This window comes from Flavobacterium fluviatile (genome assembly GCF_010645065.1).
GTDB lineage: Bacteria > Bacteroidota > Bacteroidia > Flavobacteriales > Flavobacteriaceae > Flavobacterium > Flavobacterium fluviatile.
In genome coordinates this window covers 32,238-59,218 of the sequence record NZ_JAADZW010000008.1, presented here as the reverse complement: position 1 = coordinate 59,218, position 26,981 = coordinate 32,238, and the positions used below count along the sequence as shown (strand labels likewise).

19 protein-coding genes, 1 tRNA gene and 2 pseudogenes are annotated in these 26,981 nt (G+C 34.3%); 15 read left to right on the top strand and 7 right to left on the bottom strand.

All coding sequences use genetic code 11. The features are described from left to right. Window positions 1-73: 73 nt before the first annotated feature. From GXM17_RS10495 to GXM17_RS10470, 6 genes are all read left to right on the top strand, one after another. Entirely contained in the window at window positions 74-508 is a 435-nt protein-coding gene (locus GXM17_RS10495) for an META domain-containing protein (RefSeq protein ID WP_163399289.1), read from the top strand. A 33-nt stretch (window positions 509-541) separates the two neighbouring features. Next, the gene (locus GXM17_RS10490) at window positions 542-1,066 is read left to right on the top strand and encodes a DUF4251 domain-containing protein (RefSeq protein WP_163399288.1); all 525 of its coding nucleotides are present in this window, start codon (window positions 542-544) and stop codon (window positions 1,064-1,066) included. 42 nt (window positions 1,067-1,108) lie between these two features. Further along, a complete protein-coding gene (locus GXM17_RS10485; RefSeq protein ID WP_208796434.1) occupies window positions 1,109-2,029 on the top strand; it encodes a transporter in 921 nt (306 codons plus the stop codon). Between the two features lie 449 nt (window positions 2,030-2,478). Further along, window positions 2,479-3,045: a hypothetical protein gene (locus GXM17_RS10480; protein ID WP_163399287.1), complete on the top strand. Its 567-nt coding sequence runs from the start codon at window positions 2,479-2,481 to the stop codon at window positions 3,043-3,045. Window positions 3,046-4,145: 1,100 nt separating this feature from the next. After that, window positions 4,146-4,382 carry a hypothetical protein gene (locus tag GXM17_RS10475; RefSeq protein WP_163399286.1) on the top strand — a complete coding sequence of 79 codons (237 nt, stop codon included), beginning with the start codon at window positions 4,146-4,148 and terminating at the stop codon, window positions 4,380-4,382. Further along, window positions 4,373-4,690: a type II toxin-antitoxin system RelE/ParE family toxin gene (locus tag GXM17_RS10470; RefSeq protein WP_163399285.1), complete on the top strand. Its 318-nt coding sequence runs from the start codon at window positions 4,373-4,375 to the stop codon at window positions 4,688-4,690. Before GXM17_RS10475 ends, GXM17_RS10470 begins: the two co-directional genes overlap by 10 nt. A gap of 502 nt (window positions 4,691-5,192) precedes the next feature. Here GXM17_RS10470 and GXM17_RS10465 read toward each other — a convergent pair. From GXM17_RS10465 to GXM17_RS10435, 7 genes are all read right to left on the bottom strand, one after another. Further along, a complete protein-coding gene (locus GXM17_RS10465) occupies window positions 5,193-6,998 on the bottom strand; it encodes an acyl-CoA dehydrogenase family protein (RefSeq protein WP_163399284.1) in 1,806 nt (601 codons plus the stop codon). Window positions 6,999-7,154: 156 nt separating this feature from the next. Beyond that, window positions 7,155-8,339, bottom strand: a complete 1,185-nt coding sequence (locus GXM17_RS10460) for an acetyl-CoA C-acyltransferase (RefSeq protein ID WP_163399283.1) — start codon at window positions 8,337-8,339, stop codon at window positions 7,155-7,157. Further along, complete coding sequence (locus tag GXM17_RS10455; RefSeq protein ID WP_163399282.1) at window positions 8,332-9,333, bottom strand: PDDEXK nuclease domain-containing protein; 1,002 nt, start codon at window positions 9,331-9,333, stop codon at window positions 8,332-8,334. Before GXM17_RS10455 ends, GXM17_RS10460 begins: the two co-directional genes overlap by 8 nt. Before the next feature lie 2 nt (window positions 9,334-9,335). Continuing rightward, window positions 9,336-11,726 carry a 3-hydroxyacyl-CoA dehydrogenase/enoyl-CoA hydratase family protein gene (locus GXM17_RS10450; protein ID WP_163399281.1) on the bottom strand — a complete coding sequence of 797 codons (2,391 nt, stop codon included), beginning with the start codon at window positions 11,724-11,726 and terminating at the stop codon, window positions 9,336-9,338. A gap of 120 nt (window positions 11,727-11,846) precedes the next feature. Beyond that, window positions 11,847-12,329: a MarR family winged helix-turn-helix transcriptional regulator gene (locus tag GXM17_RS10445; RefSeq protein ID WP_163399280.1), complete on the bottom strand. Its 483-nt coding sequence runs from the start codon at window positions 12,327-12,329 to the stop codon at window positions 11,847-11,849. Between the two features lie 228 nt (window positions 12,330-12,557). After that, window positions 12,558-13,586 carry a helix-turn-helix transcriptional regulator gene (locus tag GXM17_RS10440; protein WP_163399279.1) on the bottom strand — a complete coding sequence of 343 codons (1,029 nt, stop codon included), beginning with the start codon at window positions 13,584-13,586 and terminating at the stop codon, window positions 12,558-12,560. Window positions 13,587-13,695: 109 nt separating this feature from the next. Next, the gene (locus GXM17_RS10435) at window positions 13,696-14,310 is read right to left on the bottom strand and encodes an HD domain-containing protein (protein WP_163399278.1); all 615 of its coding nucleotides are present in this window, start codon (window positions 14,308-14,310) and stop codon (window positions 13,696-13,698) included. Between the two features lie 94 nt (window positions 14,311-14,404). Here GXM17_RS10435 and GXM17_RS10430 point away from each other — a divergent pair, with 94 nt between their 5' ends. The 9 genes and pseudogenes from GXM17_RS10430 to GXM17_RS10390 all read left to right on the top strand — a co-directional run bounded on the left by GXM17_RS10430 (window position 14,405) and on the right by GXM17_RS10390 (window position 26,917). Continuing rightward, complete coding sequence (locus tag GXM17_RS10430; RefSeq protein ID WP_163399277.1) at window positions 14,405-14,794, top strand: hypothetical protein; 390 nt, start codon at window positions 14,405-14,407, stop codon at window positions 14,792-14,794. 165 nt (window positions 14,795-14,959) lie between these two features. After that, window positions 14,960-15,077 (top strand) — tRNA-OTHER (locus GXM17_RS10425). Between the two features lie 247 nt (window positions 15,078-15,324). Beyond that, on the top strand, window positions 15,325-17,565 hold the full coding sequence (locus GXM17_RS10420) for a hypothetical protein (RefSeq protein ID WP_163399276.1): 2,241 nt from the start codon (window positions 15,325-15,327) through the stop codon (window positions 17,563-17,565). A 310-nt stretch (window positions 17,566-17,875) separates the two neighbouring features. Beyond that, window positions 17,876-19,297, top strand: a complete 1,422-nt coding sequence (locus GXM17_RS10415; RefSeq protein WP_163399275.1) for an RtcB family protein — start codon at window positions 17,876-17,878, stop codon at window positions 19,295-19,297. A 301-nt stretch (window positions 19,298-19,598) separates the two neighbouring features. Then, a complete protein-coding gene (locus GXM17_RS10410; RefSeq protein ID WP_163399274.1) occupies window positions 19,599-20,396 on the top strand; it encodes a TatD family hydrolase in 798 nt (265 codons plus the stop codon). A 172-nt stretch (window positions 20,397-20,568) separates the two neighbouring features. Continuing rightward, window positions 20,569-21,069: pseudogene (locus GXM17_RS10405) on the top strand (nucleotidyltransferase domain-containing protein); the annotation flags it as partial. 46 nt (window positions 21,070-21,115) lie between these two features. After that, window positions 21,116-21,505 carry a hypothetical protein gene (locus GXM17_RS10400; RefSeq protein ID WP_163399272.1) on the top strand — a complete coding sequence of 130 codons (390 nt, stop codon included), beginning with the start codon at window positions 21,116-21,118 and terminating at the stop codon, window positions 21,503-21,505. Window positions 21,506-21,508: 3 nt separating this feature from the next. After that, entirely contained in the window at window positions 21,509-25,861 is a 4,353-nt protein-coding gene (locus GXM17_RS10395; protein ID WP_163399271.1) for an nSTAND3 domain-containing NTPase, read from the top strand. A 1-nt stretch (window position 25,862) separates the two neighbouring features. Then, window positions 25,863-26,917, top strand: a pseudogene (locus GXM17_RS10390) (DNA polymerase beta superfamily protein). Window positions 26,918-26,981 lie beyond the last annotated feature (64 nt).

Below are 26,981 nucleotides of genomic sequence, written 5' to 3'. Positions count from 1 at the left end.
ATTAGTAGTGGTATTTAATAAAAAATATCCGCTTTTATTTTTTCTAATTCATTAATATTTAAATTTTTAAGATATGTTAAAGAATATTTATATACTTACATTTTGCGGTTTTCTGTTAATTTCCTGTAATGTTTTCAAAGGCAAAAAAAAAGATACAGTTTCTAAACTGGAAGGCACGTGGGAATTAAACTACATTACCGGACCAAGAATTGCCTTTGATGGTCTTTATCCAAATAAAAAGCCAAGTATAAATTTTGACACTAAAGAAAATCTGGTCTCAGGGAATAACAGCTGTAATTCTTATACAGGAAAACTTAACGTAACAGATAACAAAATTGATTTTACAGAACCTATGGCTGCAACCAAAATGATGTGTCTGTACGGACAGGGAGAGCAGGTTTTTATGAGCACTTTATCAAAAGTGACATCTTATAGTGTTACTGACGACGGAAAAACTTTAAACCTTATTTCTGGTGATATCGCAACAATGCGATTTACAAAAAAATAAGCACTTTTTTCTTAAACTGTAAATATTTGATGTATGAAAGCTAAAATATTCATTTTTTTAGTAGTACTGTTTTCTTCAAGTTTTCCATTATTGGGACAGGAGAAATCTAAAAAAGAGCTTAAAGCAGAAAGAGAACTACAGAAACAAAAAGAAATTGAAGGACTTATCAATTCTAAAAATTTTGTTTTTGAAGCACAGAAAGTTATGCCTCAGGGAGGCAGGATGCTGAATTTAGATTACAATACCTATTTTTTGAAATTCAGCGAAGACAAGACTACCTGTGATCTGCCTTTTTTTGGACGAGGCTTTAATGTGCCATACGGAGGAGGAGATGGAGGTATAAAATTCGAAGGTGTTCCTGAAAATATCCAAATTGAAAAAAAGAAAAAGTCCTATAATATAAAAGCAGTTGTCAAAGGTAAAGATGATGTTTACAATCTCTTTTTATCTGTTTTCTTTGATGGAGGAGCATCTCTTTCAGTGAACAGCAATAATAGGGCATCGATTTCTTATGATGGTGAAATTCATGCACCAAAACCGGAAGAAACCAAAGAATAAAACGAGGCTGTAGCTTATTATTTGTCCTGAAAACCCTAATTTATGCCGGAAAAAATATTTAGTACTTTATTAGAAAAGCATCTTTTTATATTATTCTCTTTTTTGTTTGTAATTTCTGTTCATAGTCAGGACTTAGAGCCCAGAGTTTATGCTAATGTTCCTGAAAAATTAAATGTGGTTGCAATTGGATATGCTTTTATAGATGGAAATGTATTGACAGAGCCATCATTGCCTATTTCTGATTTTAAGCTTCAAAGCCATAATCTGGCATTCACTTATGTAAGAACATTTGGTTTAGCTAACAAACTGGCACGTGTACAGGTTGCATTGCCATATTCTTTTATGGATGGATCGGCAAATATTAGCGGATCACTTACGACAGGTTCAAGGACAGGTTTTGGTGACACAAAAGTTAGGTTTGGAATCAATTTGCTGGGATCTCCGGCTCTTGATAAAACCGAATTTAGGAACTATGAGCAAAAGACAATTTTAGGGGTGAGTTTGGTAACCTCAATTCCAACAGGGAAATATTATGGCGACAAACGAGTCAATATAGGTACAAATCGTTGGGCTTTTAAACCTGAGATTGGTGTTTCTAAACGTTTTTCACAAGTATATGCAGAGCTTTACGGAGGAATATGGTTTTATACAGATAACAATGATTTTTTAGGTAAAAAACTGGAGCAGAAGCATACTTACAGTTTGCAGGGACATGCAAGTTATTACTTTAAAAATAGTATGTGGCTAGGTTTTAATACGAATTGGTTTTTTGGAGGAAAAACAATAACAGACGGAGTCTCAGATGATAGTGAAATTGATAATTGGAGGATTGGCGCTACTTTTTCTACGCCAATTGCAAAAGGACAGTCGCTCAGATTTCAATATCATGTAGGTGCCTATACCAATAACGGACTTAATTATTATGCTCTGACTGCGGCTTATCAATATTCTTTTTTTAAATAATTTAGATAAAATTTTAAAAGGTAATTATTTATATTTCAATGTATTCTGAAAGCAGATTTAGATAAATGAAAGGGGAGGAAACAATTGTACAGCCACAACAGCTCCCTTCAACATTAGGGAAGCAATTGTACGGGTAAAACCGGATCCCTCAGTTTGCGGGAGAGTATCACAGGGTTACGACAGGTCCCCTCAACTTTCGGGAAGCAATTGTAGGGTTATGACAAGATCTGCCAGTTTAAGGGATAGAATCGCAGGAGTATGACAAGCAAACCATTTGGTAAATAACTAAGTTTATTTTGTGGATAATTCACCTTGTAAAACCTACTGAATTTTTGTACTATTGTTTTTATTACTTCTGGCGTATAATATTCTATTTTGGATGAGAATAGGAAGGGAATATGCGGTAATAGAGAAGTTAGCGGTAATTTTGGCACCCTAGAATAAACCACATGAATATAGAAATTTTAGACAATTTAATAGCTGAAGGAGAAACTTTTACTCAAACAATAAGCTTTGTTCCAGCAGGACATAATGTTATTAGAACATATTCAGTTTACACGACTCCTGACAAAGAAAAGTACCAAAATTGGCAATCTTCAGTTTTAAGGTTCGTAAAAACATACCATTCGAGCGATTTAGAAGAAGTAAAAGAAGTTTCGAAAAAATTAAGCCCAGAAAATCATAGAAAAATGATGGGAATTTTAAAAGCTATCAAATTACTTCCAAATGAACCAGAAAAATCAAATGAAACTAAAGGTTCTAATAATATAAATATTACTAACACTCAATCTGTCTCGCAACAATTGACATTGAATATATTTCTTGATTCTATCAAAGATGAAATTACAGGGAAAGATTTTAAAACTTTAAAAGAAATAATGAAAGATTATGAAAAAGAGCCAGAAAAGACAAAAAGTAAAATAATTGAAAAAATTAAAGGATTTGGCGGAGATGTTTTATCCAATATTGTCGCAAATATTTTGACCAATCCAACAATTTATAGTGGTTTATTTTAAAACAAAATACCGCTAACAGCTAGTAACCGCAAGTTAGGGTTTTGGTGACTATTGAAAGTCGATTTTGTATTTGCAAAATTTTTGTTTAATGGAAATAAATCGCATTTTTAATCCCAAACTGCGCCTAATAGCGAACGTTAGGGGTCAGTTGAAACCGAACTTACACAGAAAATATTTTAATTAAAAGATGATAGAAAATATTAAAATTCCTGATATTCTGAAAGAAGCCGTTGGAAGCGAAAAATAGAATTTTTTGTAAAAGCCAAAAAAGAACAGCCAACTAAAAATTGTCTTTCTGTAATTTATTTTGGCATATTTTGGGGTTTAGTAATATGTTTAATATTTTCAGGGTTCGTTTGGAAATTGTTTTATGGACAGTGTACCACACTTTCAATTGACGGAATTCCAACAAAAGTCTGTCCTAATGATTTATCGCCCTTAAAGATTTTATTTGTCTATTTTAGTTTTTTTATATCTCCTGGGATTATTTGTCTTTTACTTGGTTTTTTTGGTTTATTTAAATCAGGAAGCTATTTTATTGGAACTCAAAGTAAATTAATCTGTTATCGATGGGGTAAAATACAACTTCATCCGTGGAAATCCTTTACTAATGATATTGAAGTTTTTGGAAATAAAAATAGTGGCAATATAATATTCAAATTGAAAACCGGAGTTTATATCATCCTTAATCATAAAAAGTATTGTCTAACACGAAAATAAACATTGGAGACATTATTTATGCATTCGAAATTGAAAAATATTGTCGCAATAGAATATTAGAAATGGAAAGTGTAGAAATTATATAACTAAAAACATAAAACGAAAAATCCCCCGCTCGTGAACACAATCCAAAACAATATTTTTAAGCAAAGTTTCCAGATGGTATAATAAATGCGAAAATAACACGAGCAAGATGCTCGCGCCAGCAAAGGGATTTAGTGGAATTATCGTTTTTAAACACTATTTTCGTTTAGCAGAAAATACTCTGCTTCGTAACCCGAAAACCGCTTGTAGCATCAGAACGTGACAAGCTTTTGGAAAATCTGCCGACAGAGAATGAACATTTAAAGTTTATTCGTAATTTTGAAAAAAAGAAAGAAATGGACTTGCAAACTCGAAAATTAAACTTCATTAAAGATTTTCTCAAACTAGAAAGTGAGAAGGCAATTTCTCATTTAGAAAAGCTATTACAGAAAGAAACTCAAAAGAGTTCCGGACTGAAACCAATGACTATGAACGAGTTTCAGAAACGAATTGACCAATCAACTGAAGATTCTAAAAAAGGAAGATTAACTGAGAATGATGACTTAATTTCCGAAATAGAAAAATGGAGTTGAAAATTTATTGGACTGATTTTTCAAAACAAGAGCTCAAAAATATATTTGATTACTACAAAGAGGAAGCTAGTATAAATGTTGCGAAAAACATTGTTCTTGGAATTACAAAAGAAGCTGCAAAACTAAAAAAGCATTCTATAATTGGACAAGAAGAAGAATTATTGGACAGAGATCCTAGAGGTTTTCGCTATCTTGTTTATAAAAATTACAAAATTATTTATTGGATAAATTCAGAGGAAAAGAGAATTGAAATTTTCGATGTTTTTGACACAAGACAAAATCCAACAAAATTGATGAGAGTTAAATAAAACTATCCCCTGCTGGCGCGAGCGCAATGTCATTAAGTTAAGGGATATTGTCGTCAGTTCGAGTGTTTTCTTTAAAAATGCGATAGTTTTTTTTAAAGAAAATGTATCGAGAACCTTAGTATTAGAAAGCTTCTCGATACAATTTTTAATGATAAAGCTATCGCATTATGATTAAAAATCACTCGAAGTGACGTTAACTTAATGACATTGGGCGCGAGCGTCGCGTTCGTGAACAAAATCCAAAACAATATTTTATAAGCAAAGTTTCCCAATAACGCAGATTTGCAATCCGTGCCCACAACAGTAAAACACAAAACGAATCATTAAAAACAAAAGCGACAGAAATTGATTTGTTTTTTTATATATTTTCAAAGAGAATTAACCATTCTATCATGTTCTAAAACAATATGCTTTTTAAAATAATATTATAATTAAAAAAGCCGCATTTGTTTCGGGACAAATGCGGCTTTAACAAATTAAAAGCTAAAAAACTATCTTTGAATTAGAAGCAATATGAATTTTCGGCTACTAATTTTTCTGCAATTTTTTCTCTCAATGCCACAACATTTGGCAGGTTCGTATATTTAGTGAAACGTTTCAATCCCATTAACATCATTCGTTGTTCGTCTCCTTCAGAGAATGAAGCAATTCCTTCTTTTCCTCTTAAGTTTACAATGTCAACTGCTTTGTACAAGTATAATTTTGCCATAGCAATTTGCTCTTGCACTTTATCTTCGCCTTGAGCTTTTGCTAATTTCTCAGTTCTCAGGATAGTACTTTCAGCCATGTAGATTTCGATTAAGATATCGGCAGCAGCCATTAATAATTGCTGGTGAGAATCTAATTCAGGGCCGTATTTTTGAACAGCACTTCCGGCAACCATTAAGAAAACTTTTTTCAGGTTAGCCACCATTACTTTTTCTTCAGAGAATAATTCAGAGAAATCAGGCGTATCAAAAGACGGAATTCCCATTAATTCTTCCTGAACTTTCATTGCTGGTCCAAGTAAATCAACGTGTCCTTTCATTGCTTTTTTGATCAGCATCCCTACAGAAAGCATTCTGTTGATTTCGTTTGTTCCTTCGTAGATACGAGCGATACGGGCATCTCTCCAGGCACTTTCCATTGGAGTATCTTCTGAGAATCCCATTCCACCGAAAACCTGAATACCTTCATCAGAACAGTTTTGAACGTCTTCTGAAACCGCAACTTTCAGGATAGAACACTCGATAGCATATTCTTCAACACCTTTCAACTCTGCTTCCTGGTGAGAAGTTCCTTCCGCTTCACGGGCAGCGATTCTGTCTTCGATGTCTTTTGCAGCACGGTAAGAAGCACTTTCTCCCGCGTAAGCATTAGTTGCCATTTCAGCTAATTTAGAACGGATAGCACCAAAAGTTGCAATAGGAGTATTGAACTGAATTCTTTCGTTAGCATATTTTACAGCTCCGGAAGTAACCCTTCTTTGAGCATCTAAACAAGCTGCAGCTAATTTAATACGTCCAACGTTTAACGCGTTCATAGCGATTTTAAAACCGTTTCCTCTTTCAGACAACATGTTTTCAACCGGAACTTTTGTTTCGTTAAAGAAAACCTGACGAGTAGAAGAAGCACGGATTCCTAATTTATGCTCTTCTTCATTCATAGAAATTCCGTTTGCTGGATCGTTTTCTACGATGAAACCTGTAATATTTTTATCATCTCCAATACGGGCAAAAACAATGAAAACGCTGCAGAAACCTGCATTCGAAATCCACATTTTTTGTCCTGTGATAGAGTAGTATTTTCCATCTTCAGATAAAACCGCTTTTGTTTTTCCTGAATTAGCGTCAGATCCTGCGCCTGGTTCAGTTAAACAGTAAGCACCAAACCATTCTCCGGAAGCTAATTTTGGAACGTATTTTTGTTTTTGTTCTTCGGTACCGTAAAGGGTAATTGGCATCGTTCCAATTCCTGTATGCGCACCAAAAGCAGTAGAGAATGAACCCGTTGCTCCGGAAATGTAGTCGCAAACCAACATGGTAGAAACAAATCCCATTCCTAATCCGCCGTATTCTTCCGGAACTGCAACTCCAAGAAGTCCAAGTTCACCGGCTTTGCGCATAGAAGCTTCTGTGTATGCGTAATCTTTTTTCTCAAAACGATCTTTATGCGCCCATAATTCTTTGTCAACGAACTCTTTTACAGAGTCACGCATCATTAACTGCTCTTCTGAGAAATCTTCCGGAGTAAAGATATCCTCGCATTTTGTTTCTTTAACTAAAAACTGACCACCACGAGTCACGTTTTTTTCGATTGTATCTGCCATGATTATATTTTTTTATTTTTTATTTATGCTCAATCTTGTCATTTCGACGAAGGAGAAATCACACTAGAAGCTCCGCAACGTAATGTGCCAATCTTTGTCGATTCCCGAGTGCGATTTCTCCTTCGTCGAAATGACAAATAGGAGAGAATACTTTCTTTATAACACCTCGTAAACCCCTGCAGAACCTTGCCCGGTACCCACACACATAGAAACGATTCCGTACTTATTACCTCTGCGTTTCATCTCATCAAATAACTGAACAGATAGTTTAGCACCTGTACATCCCAGAGGGTGTCCCAATGCAATTGCACCACCGTTTACGTTTACGATATCAGGATTTAAGCCTACTTCGCGAATAACTGCTAAAGACTGAGAAGCAAATGCCTCGTTTAATTCCACTAAATCAATATCATTTAAAGTCAATCCTGCTTGTTTTAACGCTTTCGGAATCGCCTTAACTGGTCCGATACCCATGATTCTTGGTTCAACGCCAGAAGAAGCAAAGTTTACTAATCTGGCAATTGGCTCAAGGTTTAATTCTTTAACCATGTCCTCACTCATGATTAAAACAAAAGCAGCGCCGTCACTCATTTGTGATGAGTTACCGGCAGTTACACTTCCGTCAGCAGCAAAAACCGGTTTTAAACCTGCTAAAGCTTCTTTAGAAGTTCCGGCTCTTGGTCCTTCGTCTTTATTAACAACGTATGATTTCGTTTCTTTTTTGCCGTTTTCGTTGATAAAAGTCTGCTCAACAGTAATTGGAACGATTTGTTTGTCGAATTTTCCGTCAGCCTGCGCTTTCAAAGCTTTCATGTGAGAGTTGTAAGCAAACTCATCCTGATCTTCTCTGGAAACATTGTATTGTTTAGCAACCGCTTCGGCAGTTAAACCCATTCCCCAGTAATAATCTTCGTGACCTGCAGCTGCCACTTTATAATCCGGAGTTGGTTTGTAACCTCCCATCGGAATATAACTCATACTTTCTGCACCACCCGCAATGATACAATCGGCCATTCCAGACTGGATTTTAGCAGTTGCCATTCCGATAGTTTCTAATCCGGATGCGCAGTAACGGTTTACTGTAACTCCGGGAACATCTTCTACTTTTAATCCCATTAAAGAGATCAAACGACCAACGTTAAGACCTTGTTCTGCTTCCGGCATAGCATTTCCTACCATAACGTCATCGATACGTTTTTTGTCAAAATCAGGCAGTTCATCCATCATAAACTGAATGGTTTCAGCAGCTAATTCATCCGGTCTTTTAAATCTAAAAACTCCTTTTGGTGCTTTTCCAACTGCTGTTCTGTATGCTTTTACTATATATGCTGTTTTATTCATCGTTTTTATTTTTTATGTTATCAAGTTCAAATTGAACCCTGTCTTGGTCAATAAGTTGTTTTAATTCTTCTTCTTTAGGTAAATACAAAACATATTTTGAAGCAAAAAGATTGTTTTTATCATTCAAAACGGAATACTTTACGATAGTTTCATCTTTTTCGGTACATAATAGTAATCCAATTGTTGGGTTATCATCATCAGATTTTTTTAAGTCATCGTACATTCTAACGTACATATCAATTTGTCCGATATCCTGATGCGATAGCTCTGTTGTTTTTAAATCAATAATTACAAAACATTTTAGTATATAATTGTAGAATACCAAATCAATATAAAAATCTGAAGTATCAGTAACAATATGCTGTTGTCTTGCAACAAAAGCAAAACCTTTTCCAAATTCTAATAGAAACTTCTGAATGTGTTCTAAAATTGAAGACTCAATTTTGTTTTCAGTATTCTTAATATTATTTTCTAACCCTAAAAACTCAAAAATATAGGGGTCTTTGATTATATTTTGAATATTTATTTTCTCTGAAACCTCGTTACTATTCTTTAAAACTCTGTCAAAACTTAAAGTATTAATTTGTCTTTGTAAAGTCCTGCTGTTCCAATTTCCAGTAACACTTTCGTTTAAATAATACATTTTCTTTTCTTCAGAATCGATTCTTGAAAGCAGTCTATAATGCGTCCAGCTCAATTCTTGACGCAGTGCGTCAAGAATTGGAAAAGCCAAATAAAAGTTCCTCATATTGGTTAGGTTTGTATAATCAAAACCTTTTCCAAATTCAAAAGTCAGTTCTTTTGATAAGTTTTTCAAAGTCGCTTTTCCGTAAACCGCTTTTGCATTTCCGTTTTGCTCATGTTCAATAATTAATCGTCCAATGTTCCAATAGGTTTCCAGTAAAACTGAATTTACCATCTTATAAACTTGTTGACGAGATTGAATAATAATCTCTTTAACAGAAAGTAAAAGATTTGGATTATTGATTTCCATAATTAGTTTCTCAGCGGTTTACCTTTGGTCAACATGTATTGAATTCTCTCCAAAGTCTTACGCTCTGTAGATAAACTCAGGAAAGCTTCACGTTCTAAGTCAAGTAAATATTGTTCAGATACTAAAGTTGCTTCAGATAAATCACCACCAGCCATTACGTAAGCCAGTTTGTTGGCGATTTTCTTATCGTGTTCTGAGATGTATTTTCCAGCTTCCATTTGGTCTGTTCCTACTAAGAACATACCAAGAGCTTGTTTTCCTAACACTTTAATATCGCTTCTTCTGATTGGCTGTGTGTAACCTGCTTCTGCCATTAGTATGGCGTGTTTTTTAGCTTCGGCAATCTGACGGTCTTTGTTTACTACGATAATATCTTTACCATGCTGAAGAAGTCCTGTATCAAAAGCTTCATAGCCAGAAGTCGAAACTTTTGCCATAGCGATTGTTAAGAAATACTCCTGAAGAACGTTCAATTCCACATCATTTTTGCGGAATAAATCTGAAGCTCTTAAAGTCATTTCTTTAGAACCCCCACCACCTGGGATAACTCCAACACCAAATTCAACTAATCCCATATAGGTTTCTGCAGCAGCAACCACTTTATCAGCATGTAAGCTCATTTCGCATCCACCACCAAAAGTCATTCCGTGAGGCGCCACTACAACCGGAATAGAAGAGTAACGAACACGCATCATGGTATCCTGGAACAATTTAATTGCCATATTCAATTCGTCGTATTCCTGCTCAACTGCCATCATAAAAATCATTCCGATATTAGCTCCAACAGAGAAATTCGCTGCCTGGTTTCCGATAACTAACCCTTGATATTCTTTTTCAGATAAGTCGATTGCTTTATTGATAGCCTGAAGCACATCCCCACCAATGGTATTCATTTTAGACTGGAATTCTAAGTTTAAGATTCCGTCTCCTAAATCCTGAATAATAGCGCCGCTGTTGCTCCAAACTTTTTTGCTTTCGCGAATGTTGTTTAGGATAATAAATGAATCTTGTCCAGGAACTTTTACTTGCGATTTTGTTGGAATATCATAGAAATAAGTTGCTCCCTCTTTTACAGAATAGAAACTTTCGCTTCCGGAAGCCAGCATTTCATTTACCCATGCAGCAGGCTCTAAACCTTCTGCTTTCATGATTTCGATTCCTTTTGCAACACCAATAGCATCCCAGATTTCGAATGGACCATTTTCCCATCCAAAACCAGCTTTCATAGCATCGTCAATTTTATATAATTCGTCTGAGATTTCAGGAATTCTGTTTGAAACGTAAGCAAACATTCCGGCGAAACTCTTACGGTAGAATTCTCCCGCTTTGTCTGTTCCTTTTACTAGAACTTTAAAACGATCAATAGGTTTGTCGATGGTTTTAGTTAATTCTAAAGTCGCAAAATTTGCTTTTTTGGCAGCCCGATATACTAATGTATCTAAGTCAAGAGAAAGAATGTCTTTATCTACTTTTTTGTAGAAACCTTGTCCGGTTTTAGAACCAAGCCATTTGTTTTCCATCATTTTGTTGACAAATTCAGGAAGTTTGAACAATTCGTGTTGCTCGTCCTTCGGGCAGTTTTCGTAAATACCATTGGCAACGTGTACCAATGTATCCAAACCAACAACGTCAACCGTACGGAAAGTAGCCGATTTTGGGCGGCCAATAACCGGTCCGGTCAATTTATCCACTTCTTCAATCGTTAATCCCATTTCTTTAACTAAATGGAATAAACTCTGGATTCCGTAAATCCCAATTCTGTTTCCAATAAATGCCGGAGTATCTTTGGCAACAACCGAAGTTTTTCCTAAGAATTTAGATCCGTATTCGTTTAAGAAATCCAATACTTCTTTTGAAGTTTTTGGACCAGGAATAATTTCAAATAATTTTAAGTAACGCGCAGGGTTAAAAAAGTGAGTTCCGCAGAAGTGTTGTTGGAAATCTTCGCTTCTTCCTTCACTCATAAAGTGAATTGGAATACCAGAAGTATTAGAAGTAACCAAAGTTCCCGGTTTACGGAATTTGTCGATTTGTTCGAATACTAATTTCTTAACATCCAAACGCTCTACTACCACCTCAATAATCCAGTCCACATTAGCAATTTTAGCCATATCGTCTGTCGTATTTCCAGTTGTGATTCGGCTAGCGAATTTCTGACTGTAAATAGGAGACGGTTTCGATTTTAATGAGTTCGCCAAATGGTCATTTACCAAACTGTTGCGAACGGCCTTGCTTTCAAGCGTTAATCCTTTTTTAGCTTCAGCTTCTGTCAACTCGCGCGGAACGATGTCAAGCAGTAAAACTTCAACACCAATGTTGGCAAAATGACAAGCTATACCTGAACCCATGATTCCGGATCCAATTACAGCAACTTTTTTAATTGTGCGTTTCATATTTGTTAATTTTTTTTCTATTGGTCAAATATGTTACCGCCTTTTTATTAATTAGAAAATACTTTAAGGTTGGCGATTTCATATTTGTTTTGTTTGTATGAGAATTAGAATCTCTTATGATTATTCTTCTATATTTTCTGTTTGCTTCGCCAGTTCGCTGGCACTCGTGTGATTAAATATGTTTTTATCCTGAATTAATTCGTTGATGATTTCAGAAACTTCGATAAAATGATTCAGTTTTTCGTCTGAAACATGTTTTCTAACCGTCTCATTAAATTTCAGAACAGTATTTTTAGATAATTCTCTTTTTTCTTTTCCAAATTCGGTCAGGTAAATCAATACGCCTCTTCCGTCACTTGGATTTTTCTTGCGAACAATCAAACCTTTGTCTTCCATTGATTTTAATGTTCGTGTCAGGCTCGTGGCTTCCATACCCATTCTTGGTCCTAAAGCGGTCGATGGAGTTCCTTCTTCCTTGTCAATACTCAACAGAGCAAATCCCGTTGCCATTGTAGCATCGTATTTTGCAGCTTCTTCATTATACATTCTGGATACAGCCTGCCATGTTGCTCTTAAAATGTAATCTATCGTTTTATCTTTCATAAATAACTATATCGATTTCAAATATAATGAAAAAATACTATGCATGCATATTATTTTTTCATAAATTTTAGGTTAATTAGAAAATGTCTTTGAAATTATGGGGGCTAAAGCAATTCTTTTTAATTGAAATATACTATTCTTTTTTTATGTTTTAAAGAATTACTGCTTTAAAAAGTAGCATTATAATAAAATGGAGTAAAGAAATGTTGTTTTGTAAATAAATCTTTTTCATTTTGCTGAATCCGGTGCATCATATTTTGCCAGCGCTTTTTGCAGTGTTTCCTTCATTCGTTTTCTAAAACCTTCAGGACGCAAAATTTCGATTCCACAGCCGAATCCCAATAGCAGACGCTCCATTTCATAATTCGGAATAACAAACAGATGAATAATAATACTTTTATCCTCATTTTCCAGAATGAGCCTTTGAGTTGGATGCAAAGGCTTGGTCAGGACATACGGTGCATTATCAGCGTCAATCCAAAGTTCGATTCGTCTCGGTTGCAAACCCGAATTGACTGTAACCCCAATTACATTTTTATAATAGGATTCGGCATCAAAATCTTCTTCCAAATATAGAAGATTAAAATCGTAATCAATCGAGATGATTCTGTCCAGAGCTAAATTGGTAATAGCCTGTGATTTTTTCTTCTTCCCAACTAAAAACCATCGATTATTGAATTCCTTCAATATAAAAGGATGAAAATGAAATTTGGTTTCTTCTCTCGATTTAAAAGATTTGTACGTAATAATCAGTACCATTTTCTTGATAATCGCCTGATATATTTCATCTAAATAATGTAAGCCCTTTAGATTTTCGTTTTTGTCCAGATAAATAACCGGTTTGGTATGCGATTTTTCAGAATAGATTTTATCTTCCAATCGCTGTAAAATATCCGATACATCATTAAATAAAGAGAAATCTTTAAACTGCTTCAGCATCGAAACCGTTTCGGTCAAAACATTCATGTCGGTTTCTGTAAGAGGAATATCAGTTATCGAAAAATCTTCGTCTTCATATTTATAATACTTTTTATCGTAAACCACGATTGGCGCATTATAACCCAGTTTTTCACTTCGCATTAGCTGAATATCCATTTGAATGGTTCGTTTGCTGATCGGAATTTTACGACCCTCATATTCTTCTAAAGCCTGTGAACAGCATTCGATTAAGTCCTCCAATGTCCATTGCCTGTATTTATTCTGCAGACATTTGTCAATTGTTTTGTAGCGTATTAAGGCGTTTTTGTTTTGTGACATAAGAGTTTTGTTTGTTGGTTTTGTATTGTAGAGACGCACTGCAGTGCGTCTACGCAACGAATATCCACAATACGTTAGACGCACTTCAGTGCGTCTCTACAGATATGCTTTATGTTAATAATGAAATCTCTTTTTCAATGTTTCGCCTGGCTTTCTCATCATATAAATTCCTAAACTCATTCGTTTGAAAAATAAATTCATTTTCCAGAAAATGTTTCAAAGCTTTTGCTCGTCCGGGTTTGTATAAAAAATCGGGATAAATGCGATATTCTTTTCTGATTTGCTCAAAATAGGTTTTATAATCTTCCCAGTCTTTCGCTAAAATTTTCAAATCAAAATCTATTAGCCAGTTAATATCTTCGTTTATATTGTACGCATGAAGCTGTGTCGCACAGATTGCATCAAAAACCAATTGTTTATTTAGATTGACATTTTCAGGTAAAACCGACAAAGCATATTCAGCACTTTTCAATTCATTATCTTTTTTTGAAGCCGAATACACAAAATCATGATAAAAAATAGAGAATAATATTTCGTTTGGATTTTGAAGTCGATCACGATAGGTTTCAAAACACTCAATCATTTCTTTTAAATGTGTTAGATTATGATAATGTCTTGATTTCTTGGAGTATGATTTTTCTAAATTGATCCAGTTTTTCTGGATTTCATTTGCTGAAAAGCCAATTTTTGAGAGTAAATCAGAATAAATTTCCTGTAGATTCATCTTGTTTTTTACTCAAATTTAAAATTCTTTTTTTACTGCGCAAAATAATTGCGTAGTGGTTTTGAAATCTTTGTCATGTTAAAACGAAACAATTATGAGAACTATTAAAATTTATTGTAGAGAATGCAAAATAGAGCTGACTCAGGAATTATATGAAATTCCTGAAATGAATTTATGCTGGGAGGAGAATATGGATATTATGCCAAAAAGTAATTTTTCTCTTGTCATTAATGAACAAGGTAACAAAAAATCTATTATGGTTGCGATTGATAATTATAACTTAAAAAATCATTCTGATAAAACGAGATTTACAGGATGTTGTGGAAGTTCAAGTTTTAATAGCTTAAATAAAGTATGCCTTTGCGGAAATGAAGTTGCTACAGAAATTTCAGATTGTTGGCTGAGCCATTATATAGAATTTGATTTAAACAAAGTAATTGTTAAGGGCAAAATAAGTAATATTTATAAAGAACTACTATTATAATTTTTACTACGCAAAATAACTGCGTAATAGTTTTAAAATCTTTGTTGAGAAATAAAAAACAAACGTTCATACAAATAAAAAAGAATAAACAGGTCAAGTTTAAGTTACTTCACGAAACCATTTAAAGTCATACTTAGATCATTACCTTTTATTAAACTTTTAAAGGAAGCAGTAGCTCAGCGGTTAGAGCAGGTAGTTTTGAAATTATCCTTCAAAGGTCAATTAAAACTTACTTCGTACACTTCTAATGTCCGGGTCGTGGGTTCGAATCCCATCTGCTTCACAATTAAAGGTCAATTAAAACTTACTTCAGAACACGGCTACTTTAGGTTCGAGTCCGAAATATAGTTTTAAAAACATCATTAATAAAAAAGAGGGTCAAGATTAACTTACTTCTTTCGCGGTAGCCCGCTCCATTTTAGCTTAGTTAACTCATTACACTCCAATTTCAGGTCAAGTGTTTCTTACTTCAAAAATCTTTTAGGTAGAACTCAGAAACACCATTATCTAAATTTTAAAAATTAAAAAAAATGAAAACAACAGGATTATTAAAAATCAGTTTGCGTCAGAACGGTATTTTCATTCCGTCAGAAATGATTACGAATGACGTTAAGAATTTATCAGGAACAACCTCAGTTTTGTTAGCTAATGTTTCAAAGCTTGGATTTACATTTTCTGAATCATTATTGCATGCTTTAAATAATGTCAACCCAAATTATAAAGTTGAGGTTTTAGAAGTTTTGAAAGCAATTTTAGGAACCGATAAAAACTGGACGCCACTGGTAAAAGAATGGAATATTCCAACAAATGAATCTGTTATCGATCATATCATGACGTTTTTTGGAAATGTTTTCCAAACTAAAAACGGAACAACTTTACAATGCGGACATACAATTCCGGATAACACTTTTCCATTAGAAAAATATAATGGGTGCCCTTTCTGCGGTACTCCGTTTGAATTTGGAAAACTGGAAAAAATCGGTCAGGGAAGCAAATTGAAAGTCCTTGAATTATGGAATGAAAAAGATTTAGAGAATTTCTATATTTCGTTATTGCAGTCAAAAACCGCTTTAGACGCTACTCAGGCAGATAGTTTAAAAATAGCGATGCAATATTTGCCTTTACCAAAAATAGAAGTTGCAATGAAGGAAACTTTAATGCTGGTGATTGATCTTTTGATCGAAAATGGTAAAGAAGAAGACGCTTCTCAGTTTTTGAAAACGCCAACAGATATCTTACGATATTTGTGGTATAAAAATACAGGAATGCTTCAGATTATTGAGCCAAAAACGATTATCAAAAGAGCGGCTAAAAACGGTCAGCATTTTCATATTTCATTGGATACAAGCGTACAAACTAGAATTGCATCTCAAAAAGATTTGAAACTAAAATATTCCCGAAAAGAATGTTTGATGGTGGCAAATTGGTTGAATAATATGGAAATGGATGTAGAAACAATGTGCGAAATCATGCATCCAAAAAGAGGAATGTGGGTTCGTTTTATCCGGGCGTTGCGTTTGGCGGAATATAGTAAAAGAAAAGGATTTGAGAAATTGAATTTTTTGATGGATGTATTCTACAACCAGGTGTACGATGTCTGGCAAAGCAAAGTGAATTCGTCAAGATTGAAATTTGATGCCGATAAAACATTTGCCTTATTAAAACAGCGCCCGGGATTGTTTGCTCGTTCGTTATTTTCGAATATGCTTTGGTTTGGTGCGAAAGAAACAATCGCTCATTTTGAAGAAGTTATCGATAAGGTTCCGGCAAGACTGGTATTTACATTAAACATGTATGCCCAAAATTACTTTGATGTCAACATGCAGAGAAGCGTGAAGCCTTTGGGCGGAACTAACAAACGTGTGGGATCAAATCCGTTGTTGAAGTTGTACGATGATGCTCAGTTGGAAACAATGAAAATTCAAAGCGAAGACTTAACTATTTTGGCGATGAAAAAACGATTTGAGTCGGTTTCAAATCCAAATAAAACAATGTATATCGATCCGCAATTGTTTAATGTGCCGGTTGCTATAGGAGATCGAAGCGAGACAATTCAGGATTTACCGGTTGCTTTAATGGGAACACGTTTCCCGGTTGAAGGTAACGAAGTGCGATTGTTTATGCAATGGGGTAAGGATTTGCCAATGCAACATTTAGATATGGATTTGAGTTGTCAGATAGCATACGATGACCGTTCAGATTTTTGTTCTTACAGCCGATTAACAACTACAGGTTGTCAGCATAGCGGTGATATCAGAAGTATTCCGAGTAAAGTTGGAACTGCTGAATACATCAATATTAACATCGATCAATTGGCAAAAGCCAAAGCAAAATTTGTAACTTTTACCTGCAATGCGTACAGCAACGGAAGTATTACGCCAAATTTGGTTGTAGGGTGGATGAACAGCAAATATCCGATGAAAATTTCGGAACGAACAGGTGTTGCATACGATCCGTCGTGTGTAGATTATCAGGTCCGTGTGACGCAAAATGTTGCCAAAGGTTTGGTTTTTGGAGTGTTGGATGTAGCCAAAAGAGAAATCGTTTGGTTAGAGATGACTTTCGGAGGTCAGGTTGTAGGCGGATTGGACTTCAAAGGCGTTCAGGCGTTATTGTCAAAACTAAACAGCAAATTGAATATTGGTAATTTATTGCAACTAAAAGCTGAAGCTCAGGGTTTAACGATTATCAAAAATGAAATCGCTGATGAGGTTTACACAGCGCAATGGGCTATGAACCCAGCGGTTGTTACGCAATTATTAATTGATTAGGTACAGAGGTTCAAAGTAACAAAGTGACAAAGGTTTTGTAGAGGCGAACTGCTGTGCGTCTCTGCAAAGCTTGGTGAATTTAATCTCGCAAAGGCGCAGAGTAGCAAAGATTTTAATTTTTAAGACACAGATTATGAGGATTAAAATGATTAAAACAAATCACTTAAATCTGCGCAATCTGCGAGAGGAAAAAACTTCGCGACTCTGTGACTTTGCGAGAAAAAAAAATCTACGCAAAATAACTGCGCAGCACAAAACAACCTTTGTTACTATGTTACTCTGGAACTTTGTTCCTTAAAAAAAGAAAAAAATGAAAACACAAATAAACGGTACAGATATACTAGAATTAGGATTCCCTGAAGGAAAAATAATTGGGATTGCCTTAAAAATAAACAGTAAAAGAAACGGATTCACAAGAGACGAAATGATCACAAATTTCAAAAACGTCTTAGCAACTCCGGAAAATTATATAGACGATAAAATCTTCAGCAAACTGGCTGTGGCTTTAATCGAAAAATCGAATGAAAAGCCAGAAGATTTCATCGCTTTAAACCAAAATCCGAATGCGTATTCGGCTTACGGATTAGATCATATCGAAGATGGAGCCAGAAAACAAATGGAAGTTGCCATGAAATTGCCTGTTACGGTTGCCGGAGCTTTAATGCCAGACGCACACCAAGGTTACGGACTGCCGATTGGCGGAGTTTTAGCGACTAAAAACGCTATTATTCCGTATGGTGTTGGGGTTGATATTGGGTGTCGAATGGCGTTATCGGTTTATGATATTCCGGAGGATTTTTACTTTGAAAACGAAGCTAAATTCAAAAAGGAATTAACAGGACATACCAAGTTTGGGGCTGGCCATGGTTTTCAGGGACAATACAAATCAGATCATGCGGTTTTGGAGAATGAAACTTTCAATATGAATCCGTTTGTGAAAAATCTGAAAGATAAAGCCTGGTCGCAATTAGGATCTTCTGGTGGTGGAAATCACTTTGTGGAATTCGGAATCATGGAATTTGCCAAAGATGATGCGGTTTTAAATATTCCAAAAGGAAAATACGTCGCTTTGTTAACGCATTCTGGTTCACGCGGAATGGGAGCAACCATTGCCGGACATTATACTAAAATCGCCAAAGACGAATGTAAACTTCCGGAAGTGGCTAAAAACTTAGCTTATTTGGATATGAATTCGCAATTAGGTCAGGAATATTGGCTGGCGATGAATTTGGCGGGAGATTACGCATCGGCTTGTCACGAGATTATCCATAACAAAATGGAACGCGCTTTGGGTGCGACGATTTTAGCTAAAGTCGAAAACCATCATAATTTTGCCTGGAAAGAAATCTGGAACGGCGAAGAAGTAATCGTGCATAGAAAAGGCGCAACCCCGGCCGCAAAAGGCGTTATGGGAATCATTCCGGGAAGTATGACCGCACCGGGATTTTTGGTAAGAGGAAAAGGCGAGGAGAACGCCATTAATTCGGCCTCACATGGTGCGGGAAGACAAATGAGCAGAACTCAGGCAATAAAAAACATTACCAAAAATGAAATGAAATCCATCCTGAAAAATCATGGCGTTACGCTGATCGGTGCCGGTCTGGACGAAGCCCCAATGGCGTATAAAGATATCAATCAGGTTATGGAAGCGCAGAAAGATTTGGTAGATGTTGTAGCGAAGTTTACACCGAAACTGGTTAGAATGGCAGAGGATGGGACCCGAGAGGATTAGTGGTCAGTGTAGAGGAGTACTGCAGTGCGTCTAATGCTTTGTGGTGATTTTAACCGTAAAGTTCGCTAAGATTTACGCAAGGATATTTTCACGCATATTCAGCAGATTTTAAAATAAGGCTTTTAATCTTAATAATCTGTGGCTGAAAAAAAAACTTAGCGACTCTGCGACTTTGCGAGATTAAAAACAAAAAACTTTGCGTCCTAGCACCTTCGCGGCAAAAAAAAAATAATTTAAGGCAATAGAGAGGAAAAAACCTTAGCATCTTAGCCTCTCAGAACCTTAGAAACTTTAAAAAAATATGAATTACATAGACATAGGAATTAATTTAACCAACAAACAATTCCAAAACGACATAGACGATGTCGTACAATACGCGCTCGATGCCGACGTATCGCAAATGATACTCACAGGCACAAGCGTACGAAACAGTGAAGAATCCGCAAAGATTGCCAGACAGTATCCGGGCGTGTTATATGCGACTGCAGGAATACATCCTCATGACGCACAGCGTTTCGACGCACAGAGCATTTCGAAATTAAAGAATCTATTACAGCAGAAACAGGTTGTTTCTGTTGGTGAATGCGGACTCGATTTTGATCGTGATTTTTCGCCCCGAAACAAACAGGAAGAATGTTACAGAGCGCAGTTAGAGCTGGCGACTGAAGTTCAGAAACCGTTGTTTTTGCACGAAAGAAGCGCTTTTAGTTCGTTTATGAATATCACAAAAGACTATCTGCCGAAACTGCCAAAAGGTGTGGTGCATTGTTTTACGGGAACGCTGCAAGAAGCCAAAACCTATCTCGATAACGGATTTTATCTCGGGTTTACGGGAGCAATTTCAGATGCCAAACGTTTCAGTCATTTAAAAGAAGTCCTTCAGTACGTACCGCTCGACAGAATGATGATTGAAACCGATGCACCGTTTATGCTTCCTAAAAATGTCCCGAACAGCCTCTTGAAGAAATACCACGAACGCCGTTGCGAACCTGCTTTTCTGCCGTATGTTGCCGGAACAATTGCACAGTTTAAAGGGATTGCCTTGGATAAGGTTGCGCAGGAAACGACTAAAAATGCTAGAGGTTTCTTTGGGATTTAGGCTCAAAGAGACAACGGTTCAGAGAAACAAAGGATAAAACTTAAAACGTTCGCATAAAAAACTTTGCGCCTTTGCGTCTTTGCGCGATTAAAAAAAAAAATTAATTAGCTTTTAAATCACGTATTATTACTTGGTTTAAAGCTTTTTTGTTTATTTACATTTGAAAGCCATCATGAAAGAAAAAATACTCCAAAAATTAAAAGAAATAGTACTACAAAAAAACGTAGAAATACTTTTTGCGGTAGAATCAGGAAGCCTTGCCTGGGGATTTGCTTCTCCGGACAGTGACTATGATATCCGTTTTATCTACAAACACAAACCTGAGTATTATTTGTCGCTTTGGGAAAAGCCCGATGTAATCGAATTCATGACCGAAGACGATCTTGACGGTTCCGGCTGGGATTTACGGAAAGCCATAAAATTATTAGCAAAATCTAACGCACCTTTGTTGGAATGGCTGTTTTCGCCAACTGCGTATTTTGCAAATGATGATTTCGCAAAACAAATGCAGGAGATAGCCGTAAAATGTTTTTCGCCAATAGCGGTTTTGCACCATTATTTAGGAACTACAAAAAATTTCATGGAAGTCTGCGAAATGGAAGAAGTAAAACTAAAAAGTTATTTCTACGCCTTACGCACCGCTTTGGGAAGCGGGAAGAAGATGAATGAGGAGTTGGATTTGTTTTTTAGGGAAATGATTATTAACAAAATAAAATTACATGGAACCAATTACAATGTCAGTTATCACACCTTTTTTGATAGAATTAGGTAAGAAAGGAATTGAAAAATTTAGTGAAAAAGGATTTGAAAGCATTTCGGAGAGTACTATAAATTGGATTAAATCATTGTTTTTTAAAGATGGTGAACCAAAGAAAGTATTGAGAGAACTTCAATTAAATCCAGAGAATAAAGAAAAACAAATTGTAGCTAAAGCTATACTTGAAAATTCAATTGAAGATAATCCTGAGTTTATGACTAATTTAAATGAACTCATTGAAAAACTTCCAAAAGTTGAAAATACAATTACTAATAGCAAAAATGTGATAGCTGGAAATGTAAATACAGGAGGAGGAAACTTTATAAACGGAGACAGTAATCAAATATCTTAATTTGTGGAAGCAGGTAAAAACATAATCAGTTATTCAACAATTAATACCGAAGGTGGTGATTTTATAAATGGCGATAATAATTTTATCCAAAAGATAATTATTAACCTTGAAAATAAGGAAGCACGTCTAAGGAGCATAATCGAGCAAACTAAAAACGTTTTAAACAAAATTCAATCTGATATATCTGGAATAAAACTTAAAAGAAATTTAATTGACCATCCTGTTACAGATTTGATGAACGAAAATCAATTTATTTTTATTGACGGAGAGGCTGGTTCTGGGAAATCTGCTTATGCTAAACAAATTTTAGAATCGCTTGATGATACTTGTGTAATTTCTTTTGCTGCTGACCAATTTTTAAAAAGTTCGTTGATTAATACTTTACATGAAGTTAGTGTTGATTTAAGCATTCAAGAAATATTCAGTGAGTTTAAAGAATTTTCAAATCAGTTAATTTATATTGACAGTTTTGAAAAATTGTTAGAGGGCGATGCAGAAGCTTTTAGAGAGTTAATAGCGATTCTTAGAGAAGAGAAGAATATAAGATTGATTGTTTCCTGTAGAAGTTATGCCTTAGAGATTCTAAAATTCAATTATTTCGATAAACAATTATTACAAAATAATTCAACCGTAGTAAATGTACCTCAACTCGCAGATGAGGAATTAAATTACTTTGTTGAAAAAATTCCGGAACTAAATGGTATTGTCCACAATGCGAACTTGTTGGAAATTATTAGAATTCCTAAGTATTTAGCACTATCGCAAAAACTTATCTCAATACCTCACAATGATTTATCTGATATTGACATCGTTACATTTAAAAACAAACTTTGGAAAAACATCGTTGGTGGAACTAATGGATTATTAGAGCAAAAAAGACAAAACACGTTCATTAATCTAGCTGTAAAAAGAGCTAAAAACCTGACGCTTCTAACTTCAGCAAATGAATTTGATTCTGAAATTGTTTATGTGCTAAAGGCAGACAACATTCTTTTCGAGGAAAATGATCTATTTGCCCCATCTCATGATATTTTCGAGGATTGGGGTTTGATTAAATACATTAATTCGTTGAAAGTTGACAATCCTAAAAATGACAATTTTTATAACGCATTGTCTAACGAACCAGCGATCAGAAGAGGGTTCCGATTGTGGGTAGAATCTAAAATAGAAGAGTCTGAGAGTTGGATTTATAATTTCGTCATTGAAACTATCAACAATAAATCAATAGAAAATCATTGGAAAGATGAAGTTTTGATAGCAGTTATTAAATCTAATCTATGCGACAAGTTTTTCACGGAGCATAGAGAGGAATTATTGGAGAATAAATTAAGGTTGCTTAAAAAAATCATCCATCTGCTCAAAATCAGTGGGAAAGACTTTAATCAATCTCCAAATAATAAGGGATGGGATGTAGTTATAAAATTTCTGTTCGAGAATATTGAAGAATTGATAGAAATAAATACCCAAATCCTAAGGTTTTTGTATGACTGGGAAAACATCCTGTATTATGGTAAAATAACAAACTTAGATACTCCTCAATATGTTGGAAAAATAGTCTATAAAATATTAGAAAGTTTTGATGAAGGAGTGGACTGGATGAATGCAGGAGAAAGTAATTCGTTGACCGAGAAAGGAATAAAATTACTTCATCAACTAGCAGAATACATACCTGACGAAATTAAGATATTACTTGATAATCTATTCGCTAAAGACGAAGAGCAGAATTATAAAATCAGGAATGAAAAACGGAAACAAATAAAATATGCTCTATCTAATTTTCATTCAGGAACACTACCAAAAATTTTTCCAAATGAATTGATCGCATTAGCGAACTTAAAATGGAAATACAAAAAAGTGAAATCCAAAAGTCGATTTGGTTTTGAGCATTCAAGCTACGGAATAGATCACCATTTCGGATTAAAAGATAAGCACGACTTAAGTTATTTTCCTCAAAGTGCTTATCAGACGTTCATTTTTAAACTCCTTAAATTTCATCCCTGGAAAGCGTTAGATTTTATAATCGAGTTGACAAATTATTGCACGGAGCATTATGTTAAATCAGATTTTCTAAAAGATGATGGTTTTGGAAGAACATCTGATGATATTACTACCATAGATGTTCTGTATAATAAAAAAAGTTATTCAATTTATGGATCTGCATATCTATGGTCAATAAATCGAGGAGGGCAAATTAGTGTTCCTAATTTATTGCAGTCGGTAGTTGTTGCTCTAGAAAGATATTTATATGAGTTGGGTAAAATTGAATCAGAAAAAATTGACGAAATAATTCAATCATTTTTTGATCAGATATATACAAAAAGTAATTCTGTTGTTCTTCTTTCCGTTGTTGCAAGTATTACGCAAGCTTATCCTAAAAAAGTTGGCAATAAATTCTTACCTCTGCTAACTGACAAGCATTTTTTTGAATGGGAAAGTCAACGATGGATAAGAGAATATTTTGCCGGTTCTTTACTTGGATTACCAAATGCTTCTTGGGAAGCAGATTTGTGTGACGATGAAAGAAAAGAAGCATTGAAATGGGAACATAGACAGAAATATCATAAAGGTCTAAATGGTTTCTTAATCCAGTACCAGCTTTTCTATGGAAATCTAAATGGTGAGCTTTTTGAAATGTTTGATTATTTGGAGAATAAACACGATAAAAAAGATGTCTATTTTCTCAAATTATTATCAGAAATTGATGGAAGGAAACAAAAGGTAGAAGAAGTTGAGCATGATGGAAAAAAAGTAATTCAGATTGCACCAAATTACTCGGTTGATACTGTTCTAGAAGCTAAAATGCAACAAAATGAAGATGAAAGTAATTTCAGAAATGAACACGCTAAATATAGCTTGTGGGTTTCGCAAACTTATCAAAAAAAATCAGAAGAAAATAAAACTTATGAATATTGGAAAGAATGCTTAGAATATTATCTAAATGTTGATGAATCTAAACTAACTTTTATAGATAGTTTCCCTGTTGGTACTTTAGCCTCTTTAGGGTTTGATTTGTTTGGTGAAGAATTAAATGATTCAGAATTTGAATTTTGTTTTAATACTATTTTAGAAATTGCTGAAAAACTTTATTCTCGTAAAAGAAATGAACGTTATGATTTTGAAAATTTAGACTTTTCTATAAATATTTATGATAATGATTCCGTTTATAGTTTGTTGCCAAAATTGTTAGTATTCAAAGACAAATTGACCAGTGATCAATTAGACAATGTTAAAGCGCTTGTATTTTTCTTTTTAAGAGATATTCATACCGAATTGGATATTCATATAAAACATTTTTATGATTCGTTTAAAAGATATGTCTGGAGTGCTGATTATCAATTTGCATACAATTGTTTTATAGGCTTAATTTTATATGCTACTTTGAATAAAAAATATCCAAGACATTTCAGATATTCAGAAGAAGAAATTAAAGAGATTGAAAACGAAGAAAACGAAATTTTAGGTTTTATTGAAAATAATAAAGATGATTATGAATTTTCAGATTTGTCATATTCAAATTATTCACATTGGAATTTACATAAAGCAATACATATTTTCCCTATTAGAAAAGAATATAATTTTTCATATAGTTTTTTGAAAGCTATTTTTAACGCTCAAATTGAATCTTATTCATTAGAAGAGGAGAGATATAAATCAACTGATTATTATAAAATTGGTTCGGCTATTAGAGAAATGATTATAAATTTTTTATTTGGAATTGAGTTTAATAAAGAGACAAAATCGTTTTTTGAATTTATAATAGATACGGGAATTAATTACGATTCGAGCAAACGCAATAGTCATTACGCAATAGAATATATTGAAAATATTGTAGAATGGTTTTATTATAAAGTTGATAGCAACCATGGTGATGAAGTAATGTTAAATAATTTCTGGAATTTTTGGAATACTCTTTATGATAAAATAAATTCAGGAATCTATCTGTTTAATAAAGAATTTTTATTTTATGGAAATTATTGGAAATCAGAAGCAGAAGATTGGTTTGTGTTAAAACAAGATCACCAAGCTGATATTTATTTAAAGAAAATTAGTAAACTTGATTATATTAATATCGAAGCCTTAATGCAACTTTTATCAGGTATTGGATTTCAAAGTTTAAATCCTCAAGGGATAAAAACTCTTACTAAATATTTAAAATCTGACATTGAGCAATTACTAAGTATAAATTATTATTATGGAGAAAAACTAATTATGAGATGTTTTAAAAGCAAAATCAAGGAAATTAAAGAAGATGATTTGCTATTAGAAGAATTTTTGTGGTTCTTGAATTTAATGATTAATCTTGGTTCTTCAAAAGCTTATTATATGAGAGAGAATTTGATATTATATAAAAAGTAGAATGATTATCCAAACCTTAAAATCCCAAAACCTAATCCTTCTCGAAGTAATTTCGGGAAGTAAATCTTTTGGGTTAAATACACCAACATCTGATACTGATATAAAAGGCGTTTATTATCTGCCAAAAGAAAAATTCTTTGGGCTGGATTATATTCCGCAGATCAGTAATGAAACCAATGACGAGGTGTATTACGAAATTGGTCGTTTTACAGAGTTACTGCTCAAAAACAATCCTAATATTCTGGAGATTCTGGCTTCTCCGGAAGATTGTATTTTGTACAAACATTCGCTGATGGGACGCTTAAAAACCGAAGATTTTCTGTCGAAACTTTAGATTCTTTTGCCGGCTATGCCGTAACGCAAATCAAAAAGGCGAGAGGTTTAAACAAGAAAATCGTAAATCCGCTGCCAAAGGAAAAGAAAAGCCTTTTGGATTTTTATTATGTTTTAGAAGGTTATAAAACCGTTTCGGTATTAGAATTTCTGACGGAAAAGAATTTAAAGCAGGAACATATTGGTTTGGTCGATCTTCCCAACTCAAAAGGAATGTTTGCAATGTTTTATGATCCAGAGAAAACATTGCGTTATAAAGGAATAATTCAGAAAGAAAACTCCAATGAAGTTTCGCTTTCGTCGATTCCAAAAGGTGAAAAACTAATCGGTTATTTTTCCTGCAATCAGGACGGGTATTCAAAATACTGTAAAGAATATACCGAGTACTGGAATTGGATTGAGAAACGAAACGAAGATCGCTACGATACGAATCAAAAGCACGGAAAAAATTACGACAGCAAAAATATGATGCACACAATCCGTCTTTTGCAAACGGCAGAACAAATTCTGTCAAGCGGAAAATTAAATATTCGGGTTTCAAATCGTGAGGAATTACTCGATATCAAAGCCGGAAATAAAGAATACGATGATTTGCTTAAAATGGCAGATAATCTAATAGCTTCAATCGAAAAGCATTATCAAACATCAACTTTACAGGAAAAACCGGATGAGGCAAAAGCCATTCAGACTTTAATTCAAATTAGGGAACAATTATATTCTTAATACAACAGCCCAAAGAGGAAAAGAGAAGATAAAATTATAATCTTTATATTTGCATTATTAATGC